This is a genomic window from Terrirubrum flagellatum (genome assembly GCF_022059845.1).
Classification (GTDB): Bacteria; Pseudomonadota; Alphaproteobacteria; order Rhizobiales; family Beijerinckiaceae; genus Terrirubrum; species Terrirubrum flagellatum.
On the sequence record NZ_CP091851.1, the window covers coordinates 3,363,946 to 3,380,931 of the forward strand.

Consider the following 16,986-nt stretch of genomic DNA (forward strand, 5'->3'; position numbering starts at 1 on the left):
GGATCAGTGGCCAAGATAAGCCTCGATCACTTTGGGGTTGCTGCGCACGCTCGCCGGCGTTCCCTCGGCGAGCACCTTGCCTTCCGCCAGCACGATGACGCGCGTGCAGAGCGACATCACGAATTCCATATTATGTTCGATGACGACGAAGGTCGCACCCTGCTCCGCGTTGATCGCCTGCAGACGCTCCTTGAGATTGGCGAGCATGGTGAGATTGACGCCGCCCGCGGGCTCGTCGAGCAGCACGAGGCGCGGCCCCGCCATGAAGGCCATGGCGGCGTCGAGCAATTTCTGCTGGCCGTAGGAGAGACCGCCGGCGCGTTCATGCCTGAGATGATCGAGCTTGAAGAATCCGATCATCTGGTCGGCGGCGGCGCCAAGGCCGGCGTCGCGCGGGCCGAGAAGGCGCGTGACCATGCCGCCCTTGTGCTCCTGCCCGGCGAGAATGAGATTCTCGCGCACGGTGAGTTGCGGAAACACCTGCAGAAGCTGGAACGTGCGGCTGACGCCCAGGCGATTGAGATCGCAGGGCCGCATGCCGGTGACCGTTTTGCCATCGAGCTGCACTTGTCCTTCGTTCGGCTGCAGTTGCCCGAGGATGCAGTTGAAGAGCGTCGATTTCCCGCAGCCGTTCGGCCCGATGATGCCGAGAATCTCGCGCTCATAGACTTCGAACGAGACGCCGCTGACCGCAGCGATGCCGCCGAACGATTTCGAAATTCCGTTGACCTTGAGAACGGGCGTCATTGCGAAGCCGCCTTCAGCGTCGGCTGGGCCGCGGCGCGCGCGGCCGAAGCCGCCTTGGTGCGACGCTGCGCGATCCAGTTATCGATGATCCCGAGCAGGCCGCGCGGCGAGATCGCAAGCATGACCATGACGAGCAGCGCATAGAGGATGAGATAGAGGCCCTCGGTGAAGCGCAGCCATTCCGGCAGCAGCACGGCGATGAGCGCGCCGAGATAGGGGCCAAAGAAGAAACCAGAGCCGCCGACAATCACCATGAGCAAGAGATCGAGCGAGAGATTGAGCCCGAACGGCGTCGGATCGACGAACTCAACAAGCGGGCCATAGAGTACGCCTGATACCCCGCCCAGCGCCGATCCGATGGCGAACGCCATCAGCGTGTAGCGCCTGGTGTCAACGCCGAGCGACAGCGCGCGAACGGGATTCTCGCGCAGCGCGACGAAAGCGCGGCCCCAGGGCGAGCGCACCAGCCACCACACGGCGAACGATACGAGCGCCAGCATGAACAGCGAGAAATAGTAGAAGGGCAGCGCCGTTTTCGTCGGATAGCCGAATATTGTCGGCCTCGGCACGCCGACGATCCCATAGATGCCGCCCGTCAGCCATTCCTCGTTGCGGAAGACGAGATAGGCGAGCGTGGAGAAAGCGAGCGTGACGAAAGCGAGATAATGATGCTGCACGCGCAGCGCGGGATAGCCGAGCAGCCAGCCGATGACGAAGCAGAGAAGGATGGCGACCAGGAGCGCGAGCGCAAAGGGAAATCCGTGCGTCGTCAGCAGCGCGCCAGCATAGGCGCCGACGCCGACGAAAGCGCCCTGCGCCAGCGATACCTGGCCAGCGTAGCCAAGCGTGAGATTGAGGCCAATCGCCGCAATCGTCAGGATCGCCCAGCGTGTCGAGATATAGACACCGTAGCGGCTGAGATAGATCGGCAGAATCATAAGAAGCGCCGCGGCGACGAGCGCGCCGCCCGCCTTGAGCATGGTTGAGGGCGTCATACCGTGCGCTCCTCGGCCCGGCCCAGCAGGCCTTGCGGACGGAACAGGATAATTCCGATCAAAAGGAACAGCGGGATCGCCCCGCGATACTGGGTTGAGATGTAGGTCGCCGCGAGATTGTCGACGACGCCAAGCAGCAGCCCGCCGGCGATGGCGCCACGCACCTGATTGAAACCGCCGACGATGGCGGCGATGAAGGCCGCCTGCCCCAACACTTCGCCCGAGGAGAATTTCGCGAGATAGATCGGCGTGATCAGCAGCGAGGCGAGCGCCACGAGCCCCGCATTGATCAGGAAGGTGTAAAGGATCATCCGCTGCACCGGCACGCCGAGAATGCGCGCCACGGTGATATTCTGCGCCGTCGCCTGCATCTGGCGGCCAATCAGCGTGCGGTTGAGAAAATATTGCAGCGCCAGCACGGCAATCACCGCGATCGCGAGAACGCCGAGGCTCTGCAGCGAAAGAACGGCGCCCAGAATGTCGATATTCACCGAAGGGATGATCGACGGAAAGTTCTGCGCCTCCGGCGAATAGAATTCCTTCACGCTGTCCTTGATGAAGAGCGACAACGCCATGGTCGCGATGGCGAGCGGCAGCACGCCGTGCTTCAGCATGGGATCGACCAGCACCAGCTTGAAGCCAACACCGAGAACGAACATGGTGACGGCGACGCCGATCAGGATCGCCAGCCAGAAGGGCATGCCCGTATTCGCCGCCGCCAGCATGAAGAAGGCCGGCAGCATGACGAACTCGCCCTGGGCGAAATTGATGGTCTGCGAGGTCTGCCACAGCAGCGTGAAGCCGATGGCGCCAAGCGCATAGATCGCGCCGGTCGCGAGACCCGTGATGACGAGCTGGATGAATTCCTGCACGCGCCGCTCCCCTAAAGACGCGAAGCGGCCCGCCCTACAAGGACGGGCCGCGGGACAAGAGATCAGGGATTGAGCTTCGGCAGAACCTTGATGATCTGCTGCTTGCCGCCCTTCACCTCGGCGAGGAAGCTGTCGCGATCGATGTCGCCATTCTCGTCCCAGCTCACATTGAGCAGCATCTGGGGCACGTCTTTCACATTGATCGAAAGGCCGTGCATCGCCTTCGACAGATTCTTCGGATCGAGCTTGCCCATCTTCTCGGTCGCGACCTTGATCGCATAGATCGCGATATAGCCCTTGATGCAGTTGTGATCAGGCGCGTAGTTGTATTTCGCCGTGAACTTCTTCTTGAAGTCCTTGATCAGGTCGACATCGGCGTCGGCGGTAAGGCCGACATGGCCTTTCACGCCTTCGGCCGCGCCGGCTGCAAGATCAATCACCTTCTGGCCGAGCAACGTCGTCTCGCCAATCATCGGGACGCCGAGATTCTGTTTCTGCGCCTCGCGCAGGAAACGCGCGCTCTCATCTTCGTTGGTATAGACGAACACCGCGTCCGGCTTGGCGTTCTTCACCTTCAGAACGTCAGCGGCGAAGTCGACCTGACCGGCCTCGGTCGAGAGGTCGGCGACCACCTTCACATCGAGTTTTTCAGCGGCCTTCTTGAACTCGTCGCGGCCCCCTTTGCCGAAGTCGTTGTTGACCCAGACCACGGCGACGGATTTCGCCTGCAATTCTTTCGCGACCCAGAGCGCGAGCTTCGGCATGCTGGACTGCTGGCCGAAGGAGGTGCGGAAGAGATGGGGATCGCCCATCCGCGTCAGCTCCGACGCTTCGCCCGCCATCACCTGCGTGACGCCAGCCTGCTGCGCGAGCGCAGCCGTCACCTTCACCGAGCCAGACGAGGTCGGTCCGAGAAGCGCGTAAGGCTCGCTGTCGAGCGCCTTCTGCACGAGCGCGCGCGCGAGGCCCGGGTTCGACTGGCTGTCCGCATGCGACACCTCGATCATGTGACCGCCGAGCACGCCGCCAGCGGCGTTGATTTCGGCGACGGCCATGTCGATGCCGTTCTTCCAGTTGTTGGCGGCGGTCGCCGCCTGGCCTGACAGCTCAGCTACATCGGCGAGCTTGATCGGCGGTTTCGCCTGCGCGAACGCGCTCCCCGTCAACGCCGCGCTTGCAAGCAAGGCGGCTGCAATCGTCATGATTCTCATCATCATCCTCCCAGGATCGCTGTTATTGCTTTTGGCCGCATCAGCCCACGGGACTGGCGACATCATTCAACCGGCCATCCGCAACAGGCGTCGCGCCATTGCGCCAATCGCCTCTTCGCCGGCTCATCTGATAGCGTGCGACCTTGGCCGCCGCCATCTCGCAAAAATGTACTAATTAGTTCGTACATGTCAATGCGAGCGCTCCTCCGCCTCTTTCGCTGGCGCGCTTTGTTCGGCTGGCGGCCGCCAGAGCGCGAGCGCTTCGAGCACGGACTGCACGGTCGCCGCCAACTCCTGCCCGCCGCCGATCCGGATATCCGCCAGCGCATAAACAGAGCGGCGGACGCGCAACAATTCCTCGATCCGTGTCGCCAAATCCACGCCCGCGAGCAGCGGCCTATGCGTGCGGCGCCCTAGCCTCTCCATCAACTTTGGCGGCTCGACATCGATCCAGATCGAGATCGCGCCGGCGCGCGCCGTCGCCTCGCGCGTCTCGTTATCGACCCAGGCGCCGCCGCCCAGAGCGACGACCTGCGCCGGCGTCTCCAGCACGCGCTTGACCACGCGGCGCTCGCCGCTGCGAAACGCGTCCTCGCCATAGGTCGCGAAAATCTCGGCGATGCTGCGCTGAGCCGCCTCTTCGACCGCGCTGTCAGTGTCGATAAAGGGGCGGCCAAGACGCTGCGCCAGCTTGCGCCCGACGCTGCTCTTGCCGCAGCCCATCATGCCGACGAGGACGATTGAACGCTCGCCGATCGCGCGCGCGATCGCAGCCTCATCCATGATCGCTAGCGCCGGGGAACGGCGGGATGGCGCGACAGGCGCGCCTGCGAGGCCAACCTGATCGGCGCATTCGCCGCGCCGAAACCGGCGTAGTCGTTGCGACGCTCAACCAGCTCAAAGAAAAAGCGATCCTGAAAGGCGAGCGTGTAGATCTGGAAATATTCGCCCTGCTGATCGCGATCATAGAGAATGCCGAAAGAGGCGAGGTCGTCGAGAAGCGACTGATCGAGATCGAAGCGCGCGGCGAGATCGTCGTAGTAATTTTCCGGAACGGGCACCGTCGGCAGGCCGGCCTCTTTCAACGCGCGCGCGGTGGCAAAGATGTCATTGGTGTTGAACGCGACATGCTGCACGCCGGAGCCGAAAAACTCCGCAAGGAATCGGCCCGACATGGTGCGCTGGCTCTGCGAACCATTGAGCACGAGGCGCAATTCGCCTTTCTCGGTCTGGATCACCTGACTGCGCACAAGGCCGGCCGGATCGGGAATATCGAGCTCAGGCGCCTTCGTGAGATCAAAGATCGAGGTGTAGAAAAGCAGCCATGACAGCATCTCGCCATAATCCATGGACTGCGAGATGTGATCGACATCGACGAGAGTCTGCGGATGTTCGGCAGCGTCATCGAGGCGCTCGAAATCGATTGTCCAGAGATCGCCCAACTCGCTCTTGCCGTCGACGAGATAGATCAGACTGCCGCCAACGCCGCGAATGGCGGGAATATCAAGTTCGCCTTCGATCACGGGCTGCCGGAACGGCGTTGCGCCCAAGCGCGTGGCGCGCCTGAAAGCGGAGTGGGCGTCGTCGACCTTCAGACAGATCGCGCAGACCGAAGGGCCATGCACAATGTAGGAAGAGTGTGCGAAGCCATCGTGCTCGCTGTTGACGACGAGATGGATGCGCCCCTGCGTCCAGACCGAAACCTCTTTCGAGCGATGACGACCACGGCGCGCAAATCCCAACGCCGACAGAAGTTTCTCCAGTTCGATCGCATTGGCTTCATCGACCGCGAATTCGATGAATTCGACGCTCTCGCAACGCGCTTTCGGCGGCAGCTTGGGTTCAGGCGCAATCTGGTCCTGAAGATAGGCGAGCGAGCGCTGGCCATCGACGGCGACGACGCGCGCGGAGCCGGCGCGGAACTGGTCATTGAACACTTCGAGCGAGACGACGCCGTCAAATCCGGTGGCCGTCACTGCGCGCATGAAATCCGCGACCGGCAAGCTGCCCTGCCCGGGCATGTTGCGGAAATGGCGGCTCCACGAGAGGAGATCGAGGTCGAGCTTCGGCGCGTCCGCAAGTTGAACGAGGAACAATTTGTCCTTGGGAATGGAGCGGATCGAACTCACATCGATGCCGCGCGACAGCGTGTGGAAGCTGTCGAGGATCAGTCCGACCGCGGGATGGTTGGCGCGGCGCACGATCTCCCACGCGTCACGATGGTCGTTGACGAAACGGCCCCAGGCGAGCGCTTCGTAACCCACTTTCAGTCCGCGCTTGGCGGCGCGCTCGCCCAGCGCGGCGAAATCATCCGCCGCGCGATCGACGCCGCCCAGCGCCTGCGGTGAGACGTTCGAGCAAACGAGGATCAGGTCCGTCCCGAGCTCCTGCATCACGTCGAACTTGCGCTCGGCCCGATCGAACGCCCGCGCCCGCTGCGGCTCCGGCAGCCCCTCGAAATCCCGGAAGGGCTGGAAAACCGTGACGGCGAGCCCAGCGTCCCGGATGGCCTGACCGACCTGACGCGCCGACCCGTCGAACGCGAGCAGGTCGTTCTCGAAGATCTCCACGCCGTCGAAGCCGGCCTGGGCGGCCGCATCGATCTTCTCGGCGAGATCGCCGCTGAGGCACACCGTCGCGATAGAGGTCTTCATCTCGCCCATCCTCCCCGCCCGGTCGCAGGCCCAAAGCCTCGGCCATCCCGGCAGCGCCGGCAACAGGCGCGCCGCCGCGCACCCTTCATGAACGAACCAGACCGTACATTTTTGGCTTGATCTCGTCCAGCTTCCTGACCATGATCCCGCGGCCGCCGGCTCCCGCATCGGCGCCCTGGATACGCATGCCCCCCGCCGTCGCCCCCTCCGACATCAGCGAGACCGATCCGCCGGAGGCGCGCAAGACGCGCAAGAACAATCCGGACGCGACGCGCGCCAACATCCTTGAGGTGGCGATCCAGGAATTCGCGGAGAACGGGTTGAGCGGCGCGCGGGTCGACGTCATCGCCCAGGGCACCCGCACCTCCAAGCGGATGATCTACTACTATTTCGGCAGCAAGGAGGGGCTCTACCTCGCGGCGCTGGAGCGCGCCTATCTCAACATCCGCGGCAATGAGGGACGACTGGAACTCGAAAACCTCTCGCCGCCCGACGCGCTGAGGCGGCTGATCGAATCCATGTTCGACTACCACCAGTCGAACCCCTCGATGATCCGCCTGTTCAGCATCGAGAACATCCATCACGCCTCATTCCTGAAGCAGTCGAAGATCATCCGTGAACTCAACGTGCCGATCATCGCGATGACCAAGCGGATACTCGAAGACGGCTACGCCAGCGGCGATTTCACCCAGAAGGTCGATCCGTTCGACCTGCATGTGATGATCAGCTCCATGTGCTTCTTCCGCATCTCCAACCAATACACGCTGGGCACGGTGTTCGACCGTTCGCTGACGGCGGCCGAGACGACGCGGCGCCATCGCCGCCTCGTCGCCGACATGGTGCTCGCCTATGTCGCGAGCGGCAAGGCGAGCAACATCTGACCTGCAGGGTTACGCGTTCAGCGCGATCTCGAATCCGCGTTTCGTGGCGGGGCGCGCCATCATCGTTTCGTACCAGCGCTTCACATGCGGAAATTCCGCGAGATCGACCTTGTGGCGCTCATGCCGCCAGGCCCAGCCGAGAATGGCGAAGTCGGCGACGGAGATATCACCGCCGAAATATTCGACCTCAGCCAGCCGGCGGTCGGCGACGCCATAGAGACGCTTCGCTTCCTTGAGATAGCGCTCGACGCCGTAGCGCGGGTGGTTCTCCTCGGCGACCTGCAGAAAATGATGCGCCTGGCCGAGCATCGGGCCGAAGCCGCCCATCTGCCACATCAGCCATTCCAGCACCGGAACCTGCTTGCGCAGATCGGACGGCCAGAACTTGCCGGTCTTGGCGCCGAGATAGATCAGGATCGCGCCGGACTCGAAGACGGTGATCGGCGCGCCGCCGGGGCCATCCGGGTCCTTGATCGCGGGAATGCGGTTGTTCGGGCTGAAAGCAAGGAATTCCGGATTGAACTGCTCTCCCTTCGAGATGTTCACCGCTTTCACCATGTAGGCGAGCCCCATCTCCTCGAGCGCCGCGCTCACCTTGCGCCCGTTCGGCGTGTCCCAGGTCCATAATTCGATCGTCATCGCGCCCTCGTCTCCTGCGCTTCAATGGCCGCGCAAACTTGTCCGGAGCGGCGGCTGAGGCAAGGCGGCGAGACGCCGCCGCCCCTGCAACAGAGGCATGCTTCACGCAGGATTGATTGCACCTCGTCGGTCGATTCAAACTAGACATCCTCAAAGTCAGGAGGCGTCGATGAAGCATCGCAGGCTCGGCCGCAGCGGCCTCAAAGTGTCGCCCCTTTGCCTTGGCGCCATGATGTTCGGCGGCGCGACCGACGAGCCGACATCGAAACGCATCATCGACCACGCGCGCGACGCCGGGATCAATTTCATCGACACCGCCGACGCCTATTCCATGGGCGGCTCGGAGGAAGTCGTCGGGCGCTGCATCGGCGCGCAGCGCGACAAATGGGTGCTGGCGACAAAGCTCGGCAACGCCATGGGCGATGATCCCAATCGCAAGGGCCTCTCGCGCAAATGGGTGATGCAGGCCTGCGACGAGAGCCTGAAGCGGCTCGGCACTGACTATATCGACATCTATTATCTCCATAAGGAGGATCATGAGACGTCGCTCGGCGAAACGGTGCGCGCCATGGGCGATCTCGCGCGGCAGGGCAAGATCAGGCATTTCGGCCTGTCGAACCATCGCTCCTGGCGCGTCGCGGAAATCTGCCGCATCTGCGATGAGATCGGCGTCGATCGGCCCGTCGTCAGCCAGCCCTACTACAACGCCATGAATCGCATGCCGGAGACGGAGCATCTACCGGCCTGCGACTTCTACGGCCTCGGCGTCGTGCCCTACAGCCCGCTGGCGCGCGGCGTGCTCACCGGCAAATACAATCCCGATGCGCCGCCCGGCAACGACACGCGCGCGGGTCGTCACGATACGCGCATGATGCAGACGGAATGGCGCCCGGAATCATTGAAGCTCGCGCAAGTGATCAAGCAGCACGCAGAAAAGCGTGGGATCACGCCGGGACAGTTCGCGGTGAGTTGGGTGCTCAACAACGCGATCGTCACCGCCGTCATCACCGGCCCGCGCACCGAAGAACAATGGCGCGAATATCTCAGCGCGCTCGACTATTCCTTCACGGCGGAAGACGAGGCCTTCGTCGATGGGCTCGTCACAGCGGGGCATCCTTCGACGCCGGGATATAACGACCCCGCCTATCCCATCGAGGGCCGGCGCGCTCGCATCGGCTGAAGTCGAGCTATTTCGGCTTCGCGCCGCCGGACAGCGTATCCACGAGCCTGAGCGCGGGGAAAATGCGCGCCCAGATGAGCGCGATGATAATCGTGCCGACGCCGCCGAAAACGCCGGCGGCGACAGGCCCCATCAACCCAGCGACCATGCCTGACTCGAATTCGCCGAGCTGGTTCGAGGTGCCGATGAACAGCGAGTTCACCGCGCTGACGCGGCCGCGCATCTCGTCCGGCGTCGAGAGCTGCACCAGTGAAGTGCGCACGACGACGCTGATATTGTCCGCCGCGCCCATCATGAAAAGGCAGAACACCGAGAGCGCAATGTTCGTGGAAAGGGAGAAGAGCACCGTCGCGACGCCAAAGACGATCACGGCGACGAGCATCTTGCGCCCGACATTATGGCCAAGCGCGACGCGCGCGAGAACAAGCGACATCGAGAGCCCGCCGACCGCCTGCGCGGAGCGAAGCACGCCGAGACTGACGGGACCGGCCTGAAGGATATCGCGCGCGAAGATCGGCAGCAGCGCGGTGACGCCGCCAAGCAGAACCGCAAAGAGATCAAGTGAGATCGCGCCAAGGATCAGCGGCCTGTCGAAGATGAAGGACACGCCGGAGAAGATCGAGCGCAATGTCGGCGGCTCACGCAAGGGATCGCCGGGCGATATTTTGATGATCGACATCGCACAAGCGGCGGCGATGAAGAAGCATGCCGCAACCATGAACGGCACGGACGCGCCGAAGCCGTAGAGAAGACCTCCCAGCGCGGGCCCAAGGATAAAAGCGGTCTGATTGACCGAGCTTGCGATCGCGATCGCCTGATGCAGCGTCGCGGGCGGCGCGACGCGCGGCAGCAGCGCGGAAACGGTTGGCTGCTCGAAGGCGCGCGTGCCGCCGAGAAGCGCCACGCCCGCAAACGTCATCGTCGTTGTCAACGTGTCGGTCCACAGACCGGCGACGAGCGCGATCATCGTCAGCGCCTCGACGATCTGGCAGACGATCACCACGCTGCGGCGATCGAAACGATCGGCGACGTGACCGGCCGGCAAGGTCAGCAGCACCATTGGCAGGAACTGGAACAGACCGATCAGGCCGAGATCGTAAGCGTTGCCTGTCTGCTCATAGACATGCCAGCCGATCGCGACGCCGACGCTCTGAAACGACATCGAGGAGCAGACGCGTGACAACATGAGAAGCACAAAGCTTCTGTCGCGCAGGGGATGAAGGGCTGGAGGCGCCTGTTCGACGGCGGCGTCGCTATTCATGCGGACATATCAAATGCGTCGCGCGAACCTGTTCAGTTCGCGCGATCGAACGTCGAGGAATAGATGGTGGAGTCGACAAGAATCTTTGAATCGACAGTCTTGATGTCGCGCAGACCGCACAGCGCCATGGTGACGTCGAGCTCCTTGCGGATGATGTCGAGCGCTGCGGTGACGCCCGCCTCGCCCATGGCGCCAAGCCCGTAGAGAAACGCGCGCCCGATCAGCACGCCTTTCGCGCCGAGCGCGACCGCCTTGATGACGTCCTGACCGGAGCGAATGCCGCCGTCCATCCAGACTTCGATGCGATCGCCGACCGCGCGCGCGATCGTCGGCAGCGCCGAGATCGCGGACACTGCGCCGTCGAGCTGCCGCCCGCCATGGTTGGAGACGATCAGCGCATCGGCGCCGCTCTGCGCCGCCTTCTCCGCGTCTTCAGGATCGAGAATGCCTTTGAGGATCAGCTTGCCGCCCCAGCGATCCTTGATGCGTTTGACGTCGTCCCAGCTCAGGCTCGGATCGAACTGCTCCGCGGTCCATGACGACAGCGAGCTCAGATCGCTGACGCCCTTGGCGTGGCCGGCGATGTTGCGGAAGGTGCGGCGTTGCGTGCCAAGCATGCCGAGACACCAGCGCGGCTTGGTCGCGAGATTGATGAGATTCGCGATCGTCGGCTTCGGCGGCGTGCTGAGACCATTCTTCAGGTCCTTGTTGCGCTGGCCGAGAATCTGAAGATCGAGAGTCAGCATCAGCGCCGAGCAACCCGCCGCCTTGGCGCGATCGATCAGGCGGTCGATGAAGTCGCGATCCTTCATCACGTAGAGCTGGAACCAGAACGGCTTGTCCGTGTGTTCGGCGATGTCTTCGATCGAGCAGATGCTCATGGTCGAGAGCGTGAAGGGCACGCCAGCCCGCGCCGCGGCGCGCGCTGCGAGAATCTCGCCGTCCGCGTGCTGCATGCCGGTGAGGCCCGTAGGCGCGAGCGCGACAGGCATGCTCACGGGAATGCCGGCCATCGTGCTCGCGAGCGTCCGGTTGGTCATGTCGACGGCGACGCGCTGGCGCAGCTTGATGCGCTCGAAGTCGGCGGTGTTGGCGCGGTAGGTGCCTTCGGTCCAGGCGCCGGAGTCGGCGTAGTCGTAGAACATCCGGGGCACGCGCCGCTTCGCCAGCAGACGCAAATCCTCGATGCAGGTCATCACGGGGGGCATTTCAGCGCTTTCGAACGATCATGCGGCGGCGAAACCAGCCAGGCCGCCATGACCGGTCGATTAGCCCAAGCGACGGGGCGAGTCATCACAGGCGGCGTCCGCCTCCCCTGCGCGCGCGGCGGGTCTCGCCTCAGCTCGCGATCGTCCTGGCCTGCTGCAGCGAGGCAATCAGGTCGCTGAAGCGCTCGCCCTGCACCGCGACATGCTCGCGGGCGGCCTTCTCCGCCTGCGCGCCATCGAAAGCGGCGATGGCGTCGGCGATCATCCGGTGTTCGGCGAGAGAGGTCGCCATCCGCTGGCGGACCCTGAGCTGTAGCCGGCGATAAGGCTTCAGCCGGCGATGCAGCGCCACGCACTGCTCGATCAGGAAGCCGTGATGGCTGGCGGCATAGAGCGCGTGGTGAAAGCGCTCGTTCTGATAGTAATAGGCGTCCGCATCGCCCGAGGCGGCGGCTTCCGCGCAGGCCTCAAGGGCCTCGCGGATATTGGCGAGATCGGCGTCGTCATGGCGGCGGGCGGCGAGCCGGACCGCCATTCCCTCCAGCTCCGCCATGACATCGAACATCTCGACCAGCTTGTTCGGCGCGACGATCGCCACGGTGGCGCCGCGCCGCGGCTGGCTCGCCACCAGTCCGGCGGCCGTCAATTGCATCAGGGCCTCGCGGATCGGCGTGCGGGACACGCCGAAGCGGGCCGCGAGAGACGCCTCGTCGAGCCGCGCGCCCGGCGGCAAACCGCCGGTCAGAATCTCGTCCTCCAGCGCATCGCGCAGCCGCGAGCTGACATTGAAGGAAGCATCGTCCACGAAATTCAATTCCTTGTATACAAGACGGTTTACATCGAGTGCAAAGTCGCCTAAATGGAATGGACGGTTCACAATGGACCATCCGGGGCGTTTGACAAGCCCCGACGAGAAGGTCGAACGGCCCCATCCAAAGGGAGGCGGCTCAAAGCCGTCCCCGCACAGCAGGGAGACGCCAAATGAGTTTGTCACGCAGGCATGTATTGAGCGGCATCATTGCCGCTCCCGCCGTGTTCGGCCTTTCGCAGCAGGCGCGCGCCGCGACCACGCTGAAGATTTCGCACCAGTTCCCGGGCGGGACGATTGATCAGGGCGACTTCCGCGACCGCCTCTGCCGCATCTTCGCGCGCGAGGTCGAGAAGCGCACGAATGGCGACCTGAAATTCGAGATCTATGCGAATTCGTCGCTGATGAAGACGAACGCTCAGTTCTCCGCGCTGCGCAAAGGAGCGCTCGATCTCTCGCTCTATCCGCTCGCCTATGCCGGCGGCGAGGTCCACGCCTGCAACATCGGCCTGATGCCGTGCCTTGTGACCAGCTACGAGCATGGCGCGCAGTGGAAGAATGCGGCGGTCGGCAAGCAGCTTGCGAAGATCGTCGAGGACAAGGGCGTCAAGATCATCTCGTGGGTATGGCAGGCGGGCGGCGTCGCCTCGCGCGCCAAACCGGTCGCAGCGCCTGAGGATGCGAAGGGCGTGAAGATCCGCGGCGGCAGCCGCGAGATGGATCTGATGTTCACGGCCGCCGGCGCGCAGGTTTCGACCATGCCGTCGAACGAAATCTATATCGGCATGCAGACCGGCGCGCTCGACGCGGCCGTCACCTCCTCGACGAGTCTCATCTCATTTCGTCTCGAAGAGCTGGCGAAGTCGCTCACCGCGGCGCGCAAAGGCTCGTTCTGGTTCATGCTTGAACCGGTGCTGATGTCGAAATCGATCTTCGACTCGCTACCGCCCGCGCAGCAGAAGGCGATCCTCGAAGTCGGCGCCGAAATGGAGCCATGGGCGACGACCGAAGCGAAGAAGGACGACGAGGAAGTCGCCAAGGTCTACGCCGCGAAAGGCGCGCAGGTCGTCGACATGAGCGACGCGCAGCTCGATCAATGGAAGAAATTCGCCGAAGGCAGCGCCTGGAAGGATTTCGCCGCGAAATCGAGCGAAGCCGCCGATCTTCTGAAGCTCGCGCAGAGCGTGGCGTAACATGGCGTCCGGCGTCCAGCATGACGCGATCCTCGCCGCCGACGCTCCGTCGGCGGCGCCATCCGCATCGGGCGCAGCCGCCCTTTTCGAAAAGATCAACGAATTCGTTTTCAAGCTTTCGGCGGTCGCCGTGGTGGCCGCCGGATTCGTGCTGACCTTTGGCGTCATCACCAGCCATATTCTGAAGCGCGGCATCGCCTGGCAGGACGAGGTGACGATCTTCCTCGTCGCCGGCGCGGTGTTTCTCTCCGCCGCCGCGGTGCAGGCGCGGCGCGGCCATGTCGGCATCGATGTGCTCGATCACGCGCTGTCGCCGGCTGCGAACGACGTCAGACGCGCGATCGTCGATGCGGTCGTGTTCTGCTTCTGCGTGATCTTCGCGTGGAAATCCGCGGCGCTGCTCGGCGAAGCCTGGCACGAAGGTCAGACTTCGCAATCGGTGTGGGGTCCGCCGCTGTGGATTCCCTACACGCTGCTCACAGTCGGCATGATTTTGCTCGCGGTCCAGACCGGTTTCCAGGTCGGCCAGCGCTCGATGCTGACATTCGCCGCCGCGCTCGCCATTGCGCTTGTCATCCTCGTCTGGAACCGACCACCGACGGCGCTGGTGACCGGCATCCCGCAATGGCTTGTTGGAATCGCCTACTGCGTCGTCACGCTGCTGATGATGTTCTCGGGCATGCCGATCGCGTTCGCGCTCGGCGTCGTTGCGCTCGTCTTCATGCTGCTGTTCATGCCGCGCGCCTCGGTCGATACGATCGCGCAGAATTTTTACGAGGAGCTCGCGAACGTCATCATCCTCGCCATTCCGCTGTTCATTCTGAAAGGCGCGGCAATCGGGCGTTCCGACGCGGGCAAGGATCTCTATTCGGCTCTGCACGCCTGGCTGCACAAGATCCCCGGTGGTCTCGGCGTCGCCAACACCATCGCCTGCGGCCTGTTCGCCGCGATGGCGGGATCATCGCCAGCCACCTGCTCAGCCATCGGTTCGGCTGGCATTCCGGAGATGCGGGCGCGCGGCTATTCCGGCGGCTTCGCGGCCGGCATCATCGCGGCCGGCGGCACGCTCGGCATCCTGCTGCCGCCGTCGGTGACGATGCTGCTCTATGCAGTGGCGGCCGAAGTCTCGCTCGGCAAACTGTTCCTCGCCGGCATCGGCCCGGGCCTCCTGCTGATCACGCTCTTCGCCGGCTATTCCGTGCTGCGTTATCGCAAGGAGCGGCGCATGGCCGAGGTTGCAGCCGCTGAGGCCGGCGCGCGCTCGGCGCTGCTGGCCGAAGAGCATTTCGCGCTGCGGCAGAAGATCAACATGATCGCCTGGGTCGCGCCCTTCGTGACCATCCTCGCGGGCGTCATGGTCGTGCTCTACGCCGGCTGGGCGACGCCGTCGGAGACGGCGGGCGTCGGCGCGATTCTGGCGCTCTCGGTGATCGGCGCGATGTACGGCATCTGGCGTCCGGCGCGCATCATGCCGATCCTCACGGGCACGCTGCGCGAATCCACCATGCTGCTGATGATCATCGGCATGTCGCTGCTCTATTCCTATGTGATGAGCTATCTCCACATCAGCCAGGCGACAGCGGCGTGGATCACGGGACTGCATCTGTCGAAATGGCTGCTGCTGGCGGCGATCCTGCTGTTCGTGATTGTGCTCGGCTTCTTCCTGCCGCCGGTCTCGATCATCCTGATGACGGCGCCGATCGTGCTGCCGCCCCTGAAGGCGGCGGGCTTCGACCTCATCTGGTTCGGAGTCGTGATGACGATCGTCATGGAGATGGGGTTGATCCATCCGCCTGTCGGCCTCAATATCTTCGTGATCAAGAACATCGCGCCGGACATTCCCTTGTCCGACATCATCTGGGGCACGCTGCCCTTCGTGCTGCTGATGTTCCTTGCGGTGCTGCTCTGCTGCCTGTTTCCGGGGATCGCGACATGGCTTCCTGCGGTGATCATGGGATGACTTCATGAGCTCGTCTTTCTTCACCGAGCTCATCACGACGATCAGCGATCGCGGCCGCTCGCTGCTGCCGCGGCAATGGATCGCAGGCAATGGCGGCGCGCCCGATCTCGCCGCGCTCTGTCTGGCGCTCATCTCAGGCCGCGGCGAAGCCTCCGGCGTCGCCATCGCGCGCGAAATCCTCTCGCGCTGGGACAAGCTCGACGGCGAAGGGCGCAAGGCGTTCCTGCTGCGCCTTGCCGAGGATTTCGGACCCGACGTGAACCAGCTTGAAGCCGCCATCGCCGCATGGCGCGATCATCCCGGACAGGCGGCGCTCGCCAACATCCACGCGGCGGCCGAAGCGAAGCGGCAGGAGGTGATCCGCCGCCTCAACCAGGCGCCAGGCGGCACCCGCAAGCTGGTGCAGATGCGCGAGGAATTGTTCGCGCATCAGGACGCGCATCCCGTTCTGAATGTCCTCGACAAGGATTTCGTCCACTTGTTCTCCTCCTGGTTCAATCGCGGATTCCTCGTCCTCCGCCGCATCGACTGGTCGAGTTCGGCGGCGCTTCTGGAAAAGATTATCCGCTACGAGGCGGTGCATGCCATCGGCGACTGGGAAGAGCTGCGCCGCCGCATCGAGCCGGAAGATCGCAGGCTGTTCGCTTTCTTCCATCCCCAGATGATCGATGAGCCGCTGATCTTCGTCGAGGTCGCGCTGACGCGCGCGATTCCCGAAGCGATCGCACCCGTTCTTGCTGCCGACCGCACGCTGGTGCGCGCGTCCGAAGCCACGACCGCCGTGTTCTATTCGATCTCGAACTGCCAGGAGGGACTGCGCGGCGTCTCCTTCGGCAATTTCCTGATCAAGCAGGTGGTCGAGGATCTGCGGCGCGAGCTGCCGAACCTGACGACTTTCGTCACGCTCTCGCCCGCGCCCTCCTTCGCCGGCTGGCTGAAGAAACAGCGCGCCGGCGCGCCTGATCATCTCTCAACAAGCGATCAACAGACGCTTGCGCTGCTCGACGATGCAGATTGGTCAACGGACGCGGAAAAGACGGCGACGCTGAAACCCGTGATCGAGCGCGCCGCCGCGGCCTATTTCATTCGCGCGAAAACGCCGCGCGACCGACCGATCGATCCCGTCGCGCGCTTCCATCTCGGCAATGGCGCGCGCCTCGAAAGGCTCGACATGCTGGGCGACCGCTCTCCGAAAGGCATCAAGCAATCGCACGGGCTGATGGTGAACTATCTCTACGATCTCAAACAGATCGAGGCGAACCACGAGGCCTATGCGGAAAAGGGCGAAGTGATCGCCTCGCGTGAGGTTCGCCGGCATCTGCGCGGCGAGTCGCGGCCTGCGGAAGCGCAGCCGGCGACGGCTGCGCGACAATAGTC

Annotated in this window: 15 protein-coding genes and 1 pseudogene; 6 read left to right on the plus strand and 10 right to left on the minus strand. The window is 63.8% G+C overall.

The genetic code is table 11. From position 1 onward, the window contains the following. Positions 1–3: 3 nt before the first annotated feature. The 6 genes from L8F45_RS16220 to L8F45_RS16245 form a co-directional block, all read right to left on the minus strand. Positions 4–747 (minus strand): ABC transporter ATP-binding protein, encoded by a 744-nt coding sequence (locus L8F45_RS16220; protein WP_342358912.1) that lies wholly within the window; start codon positions 745–747, stop codon positions 4–6. Then, positions 744–1,742, minus strand: a complete 999-nt coding sequence (locus L8F45_RS16225; RefSeq protein WP_342358913.1) for a branched-chain amino acid ABC transporter permease — start codon at positions 1,740–1,742, stop codon at positions 744–746. The genes L8F45_RS16220 and L8F45_RS16225 overlap by 4 nt, the downstream gene beginning before the upstream one ends. Next, the gene (locus L8F45_RS16230) at positions 1,739–2,614 is read right to left on the minus strand and encodes a branched-chain amino acid ABC transporter permease (protein WP_342358914.1); all 876 of its coding nucleotides are present in this window, start codon (positions 2,612–2,614) and stop codon (positions 1,739–1,741) included. Before L8F45_RS16230 ends, L8F45_RS16225 begins: the two co-directional genes overlap by 4 nt. Positions 2,615–2,676: 62 nt before the next feature. Continuing rightward, the gene (locus L8F45_RS16235; protein ID WP_342363468.1) at positions 2,677–3,825 is read right to left on the minus strand and encodes an ABC transporter substrate-binding protein; all 1,149 of its coding nucleotides are present in this window, start codon (positions 3,823–3,825) and stop codon (positions 2,677–2,679) included. A gap of 189 nt (positions 3,826–4,014) precedes the next feature. After that, the gene (locus tag L8F45_RS16240; RefSeq protein WP_342358915.1) at positions 4,015–4,608 is read right to left on the minus strand and encodes a shikimate kinase; all 594 of its coding nucleotides are present in this window, start codon (positions 4,606–4,608) and stop codon (positions 4,015–4,017) included. Between the two features lie 5 nt (positions 4,609–4,613). Continuing rightward, on the minus strand, positions 4,614–6,479 hold the full coding sequence (locus L8F45_RS16245) for a bifunctional sugar phosphate isomerase/epimerase/4-hydroxyphenylpyruvate dioxygenase family protein (RefSeq protein WP_342358916.1): 1,866 nt from the start codon (positions 6,477–6,479) through the stop codon (positions 4,614–4,616). Positions 6,480–6,664: 185 nt separating this feature from the next. On the opposite strand from L8F45_RS16245, the gene L8F45_RS16250 reads away from it, so the two are divergent. Beyond that, positions 6,665–7,360: a TetR/AcrR family transcriptional regulator gene (locus L8F45_RS16250; RefSeq protein WP_342358917.1), complete on the plus strand. Its 696-nt coding sequence runs from the start codon at positions 6,665–6,667 to the stop codon at positions 7,358–7,360. Positions 7,361–7,369: 9 nt separating this feature from the next. On the opposite strand, the gene L8F45_RS16255 is transcribed toward L8F45_RS16250, so the two are convergent. After that, the gene (locus tag L8F45_RS16255; protein WP_342358918.1) at positions 7,370–7,999 is read right to left on the minus strand and encodes a glutathione binding-like protein; all 630 of its coding nucleotides are present in this window, start codon (positions 7,997–7,999) and stop codon (positions 7,370–7,372) included. 169 nt (positions 8,000–8,168) lie between these two features. On the opposite strand from L8F45_RS16255, the gene L8F45_RS16260 reads away from it, so the two are divergent. After that, positions 8,169–9,179, plus strand: a complete 1,011-nt coding sequence (locus L8F45_RS16260; RefSeq protein ID WP_342358919.1) for an aldo/keto reductase — start codon at positions 8,169–8,171, stop codon at positions 9,177–9,179. A 7-nt stretch (positions 9,180–9,186) separates the two neighbouring features. Here L8F45_RS16260 and L8F45_RS16265 read toward each other — a convergent pair whose 3' ends face one another. The 3 genes from L8F45_RS16265 to L8F45_RS16275 form a co-directional block, all read right to left on the minus strand. Further along, positions 9,187–10,440 (minus strand): MFS transporter, encoded by a 1,254-nt coding sequence (locus L8F45_RS16265; protein WP_425329931.1) that lies wholly within the window; start codon positions 10,438–10,440, stop codon positions 9,187–9,189. A 32-nt stretch (positions 10,441–10,472) separates the two neighbouring features. Beyond that, the gene (locus L8F45_RS16270) at positions 10,473–11,648 is read right to left on the minus strand and encodes an alpha-hydroxy acid oxidase (RefSeq protein WP_342358920.1); all 1,176 of its coding nucleotides are present in this window, start codon (positions 11,646–11,648) and stop codon (positions 10,473–10,475) included. A gap of 130 nt (positions 11,649–11,778) precedes the next feature. Further along, positions 11,779–12,453, minus strand: a complete 675-nt coding sequence (locus tag L8F45_RS16275) for a GntR family transcriptional regulator (protein ID WP_342358921.1) — start codon at positions 12,451–12,453, stop codon at positions 11,779–11,781. Between the two features lie 176 nt (positions 12,454–12,629). Here L8F45_RS16275 and dctP point away from each other — a divergent pair, with 176 nt between their 5' ends. The 4 genes and pseudogenes from dctP (at position 12,630) to L8F45_RS16295 (ending at position 16,984) form a co-directional block, all read left to right on the plus strand. Beyond that, the gene (dctP, locus tag L8F45_RS16280) at positions 12,630–13,649 is read left to right on the plus strand and encodes a TRAP transporter substrate-binding protein DctP (protein WP_342358922.1); all 1,020 of its coding nucleotides are present in this window, start codon (positions 12,630–12,632) and stop codon (positions 13,647–13,649) included. A 1-nt stretch (position 13,650) separates the two neighbouring features. After that, a pseudogene (locus L8F45_RS16285) lies at positions 13,651–14,100 on the plus strand (TRAP transporter small permease); the annotation flags it as partial. 213 nt (positions 14,101–14,313) lie between these two features. Next, the gene (locus L8F45_RS16290) at positions 14,314–15,609 is read left to right on the plus strand and encodes a TRAP transporter large permease (RefSeq protein WP_425330026.1); all 1,296 of its coding nucleotides are present in this window, start codon (positions 14,314–14,316) and stop codon (positions 15,607–15,609) included. 4 nt (positions 15,610–15,613) lie between these two features. Then, the gene (locus L8F45_RS16295) at positions 15,614–16,984 is read left to right on the plus strand and encodes a malonyl-CoA decarboxylase (protein WP_342358923.1); all 1,371 of its coding nucleotides are present in this window, start codon (positions 15,614–15,616) and stop codon (positions 16,982–16,984) included. Positions 16,985–16,986: the final 2 nt, after the last annotated feature.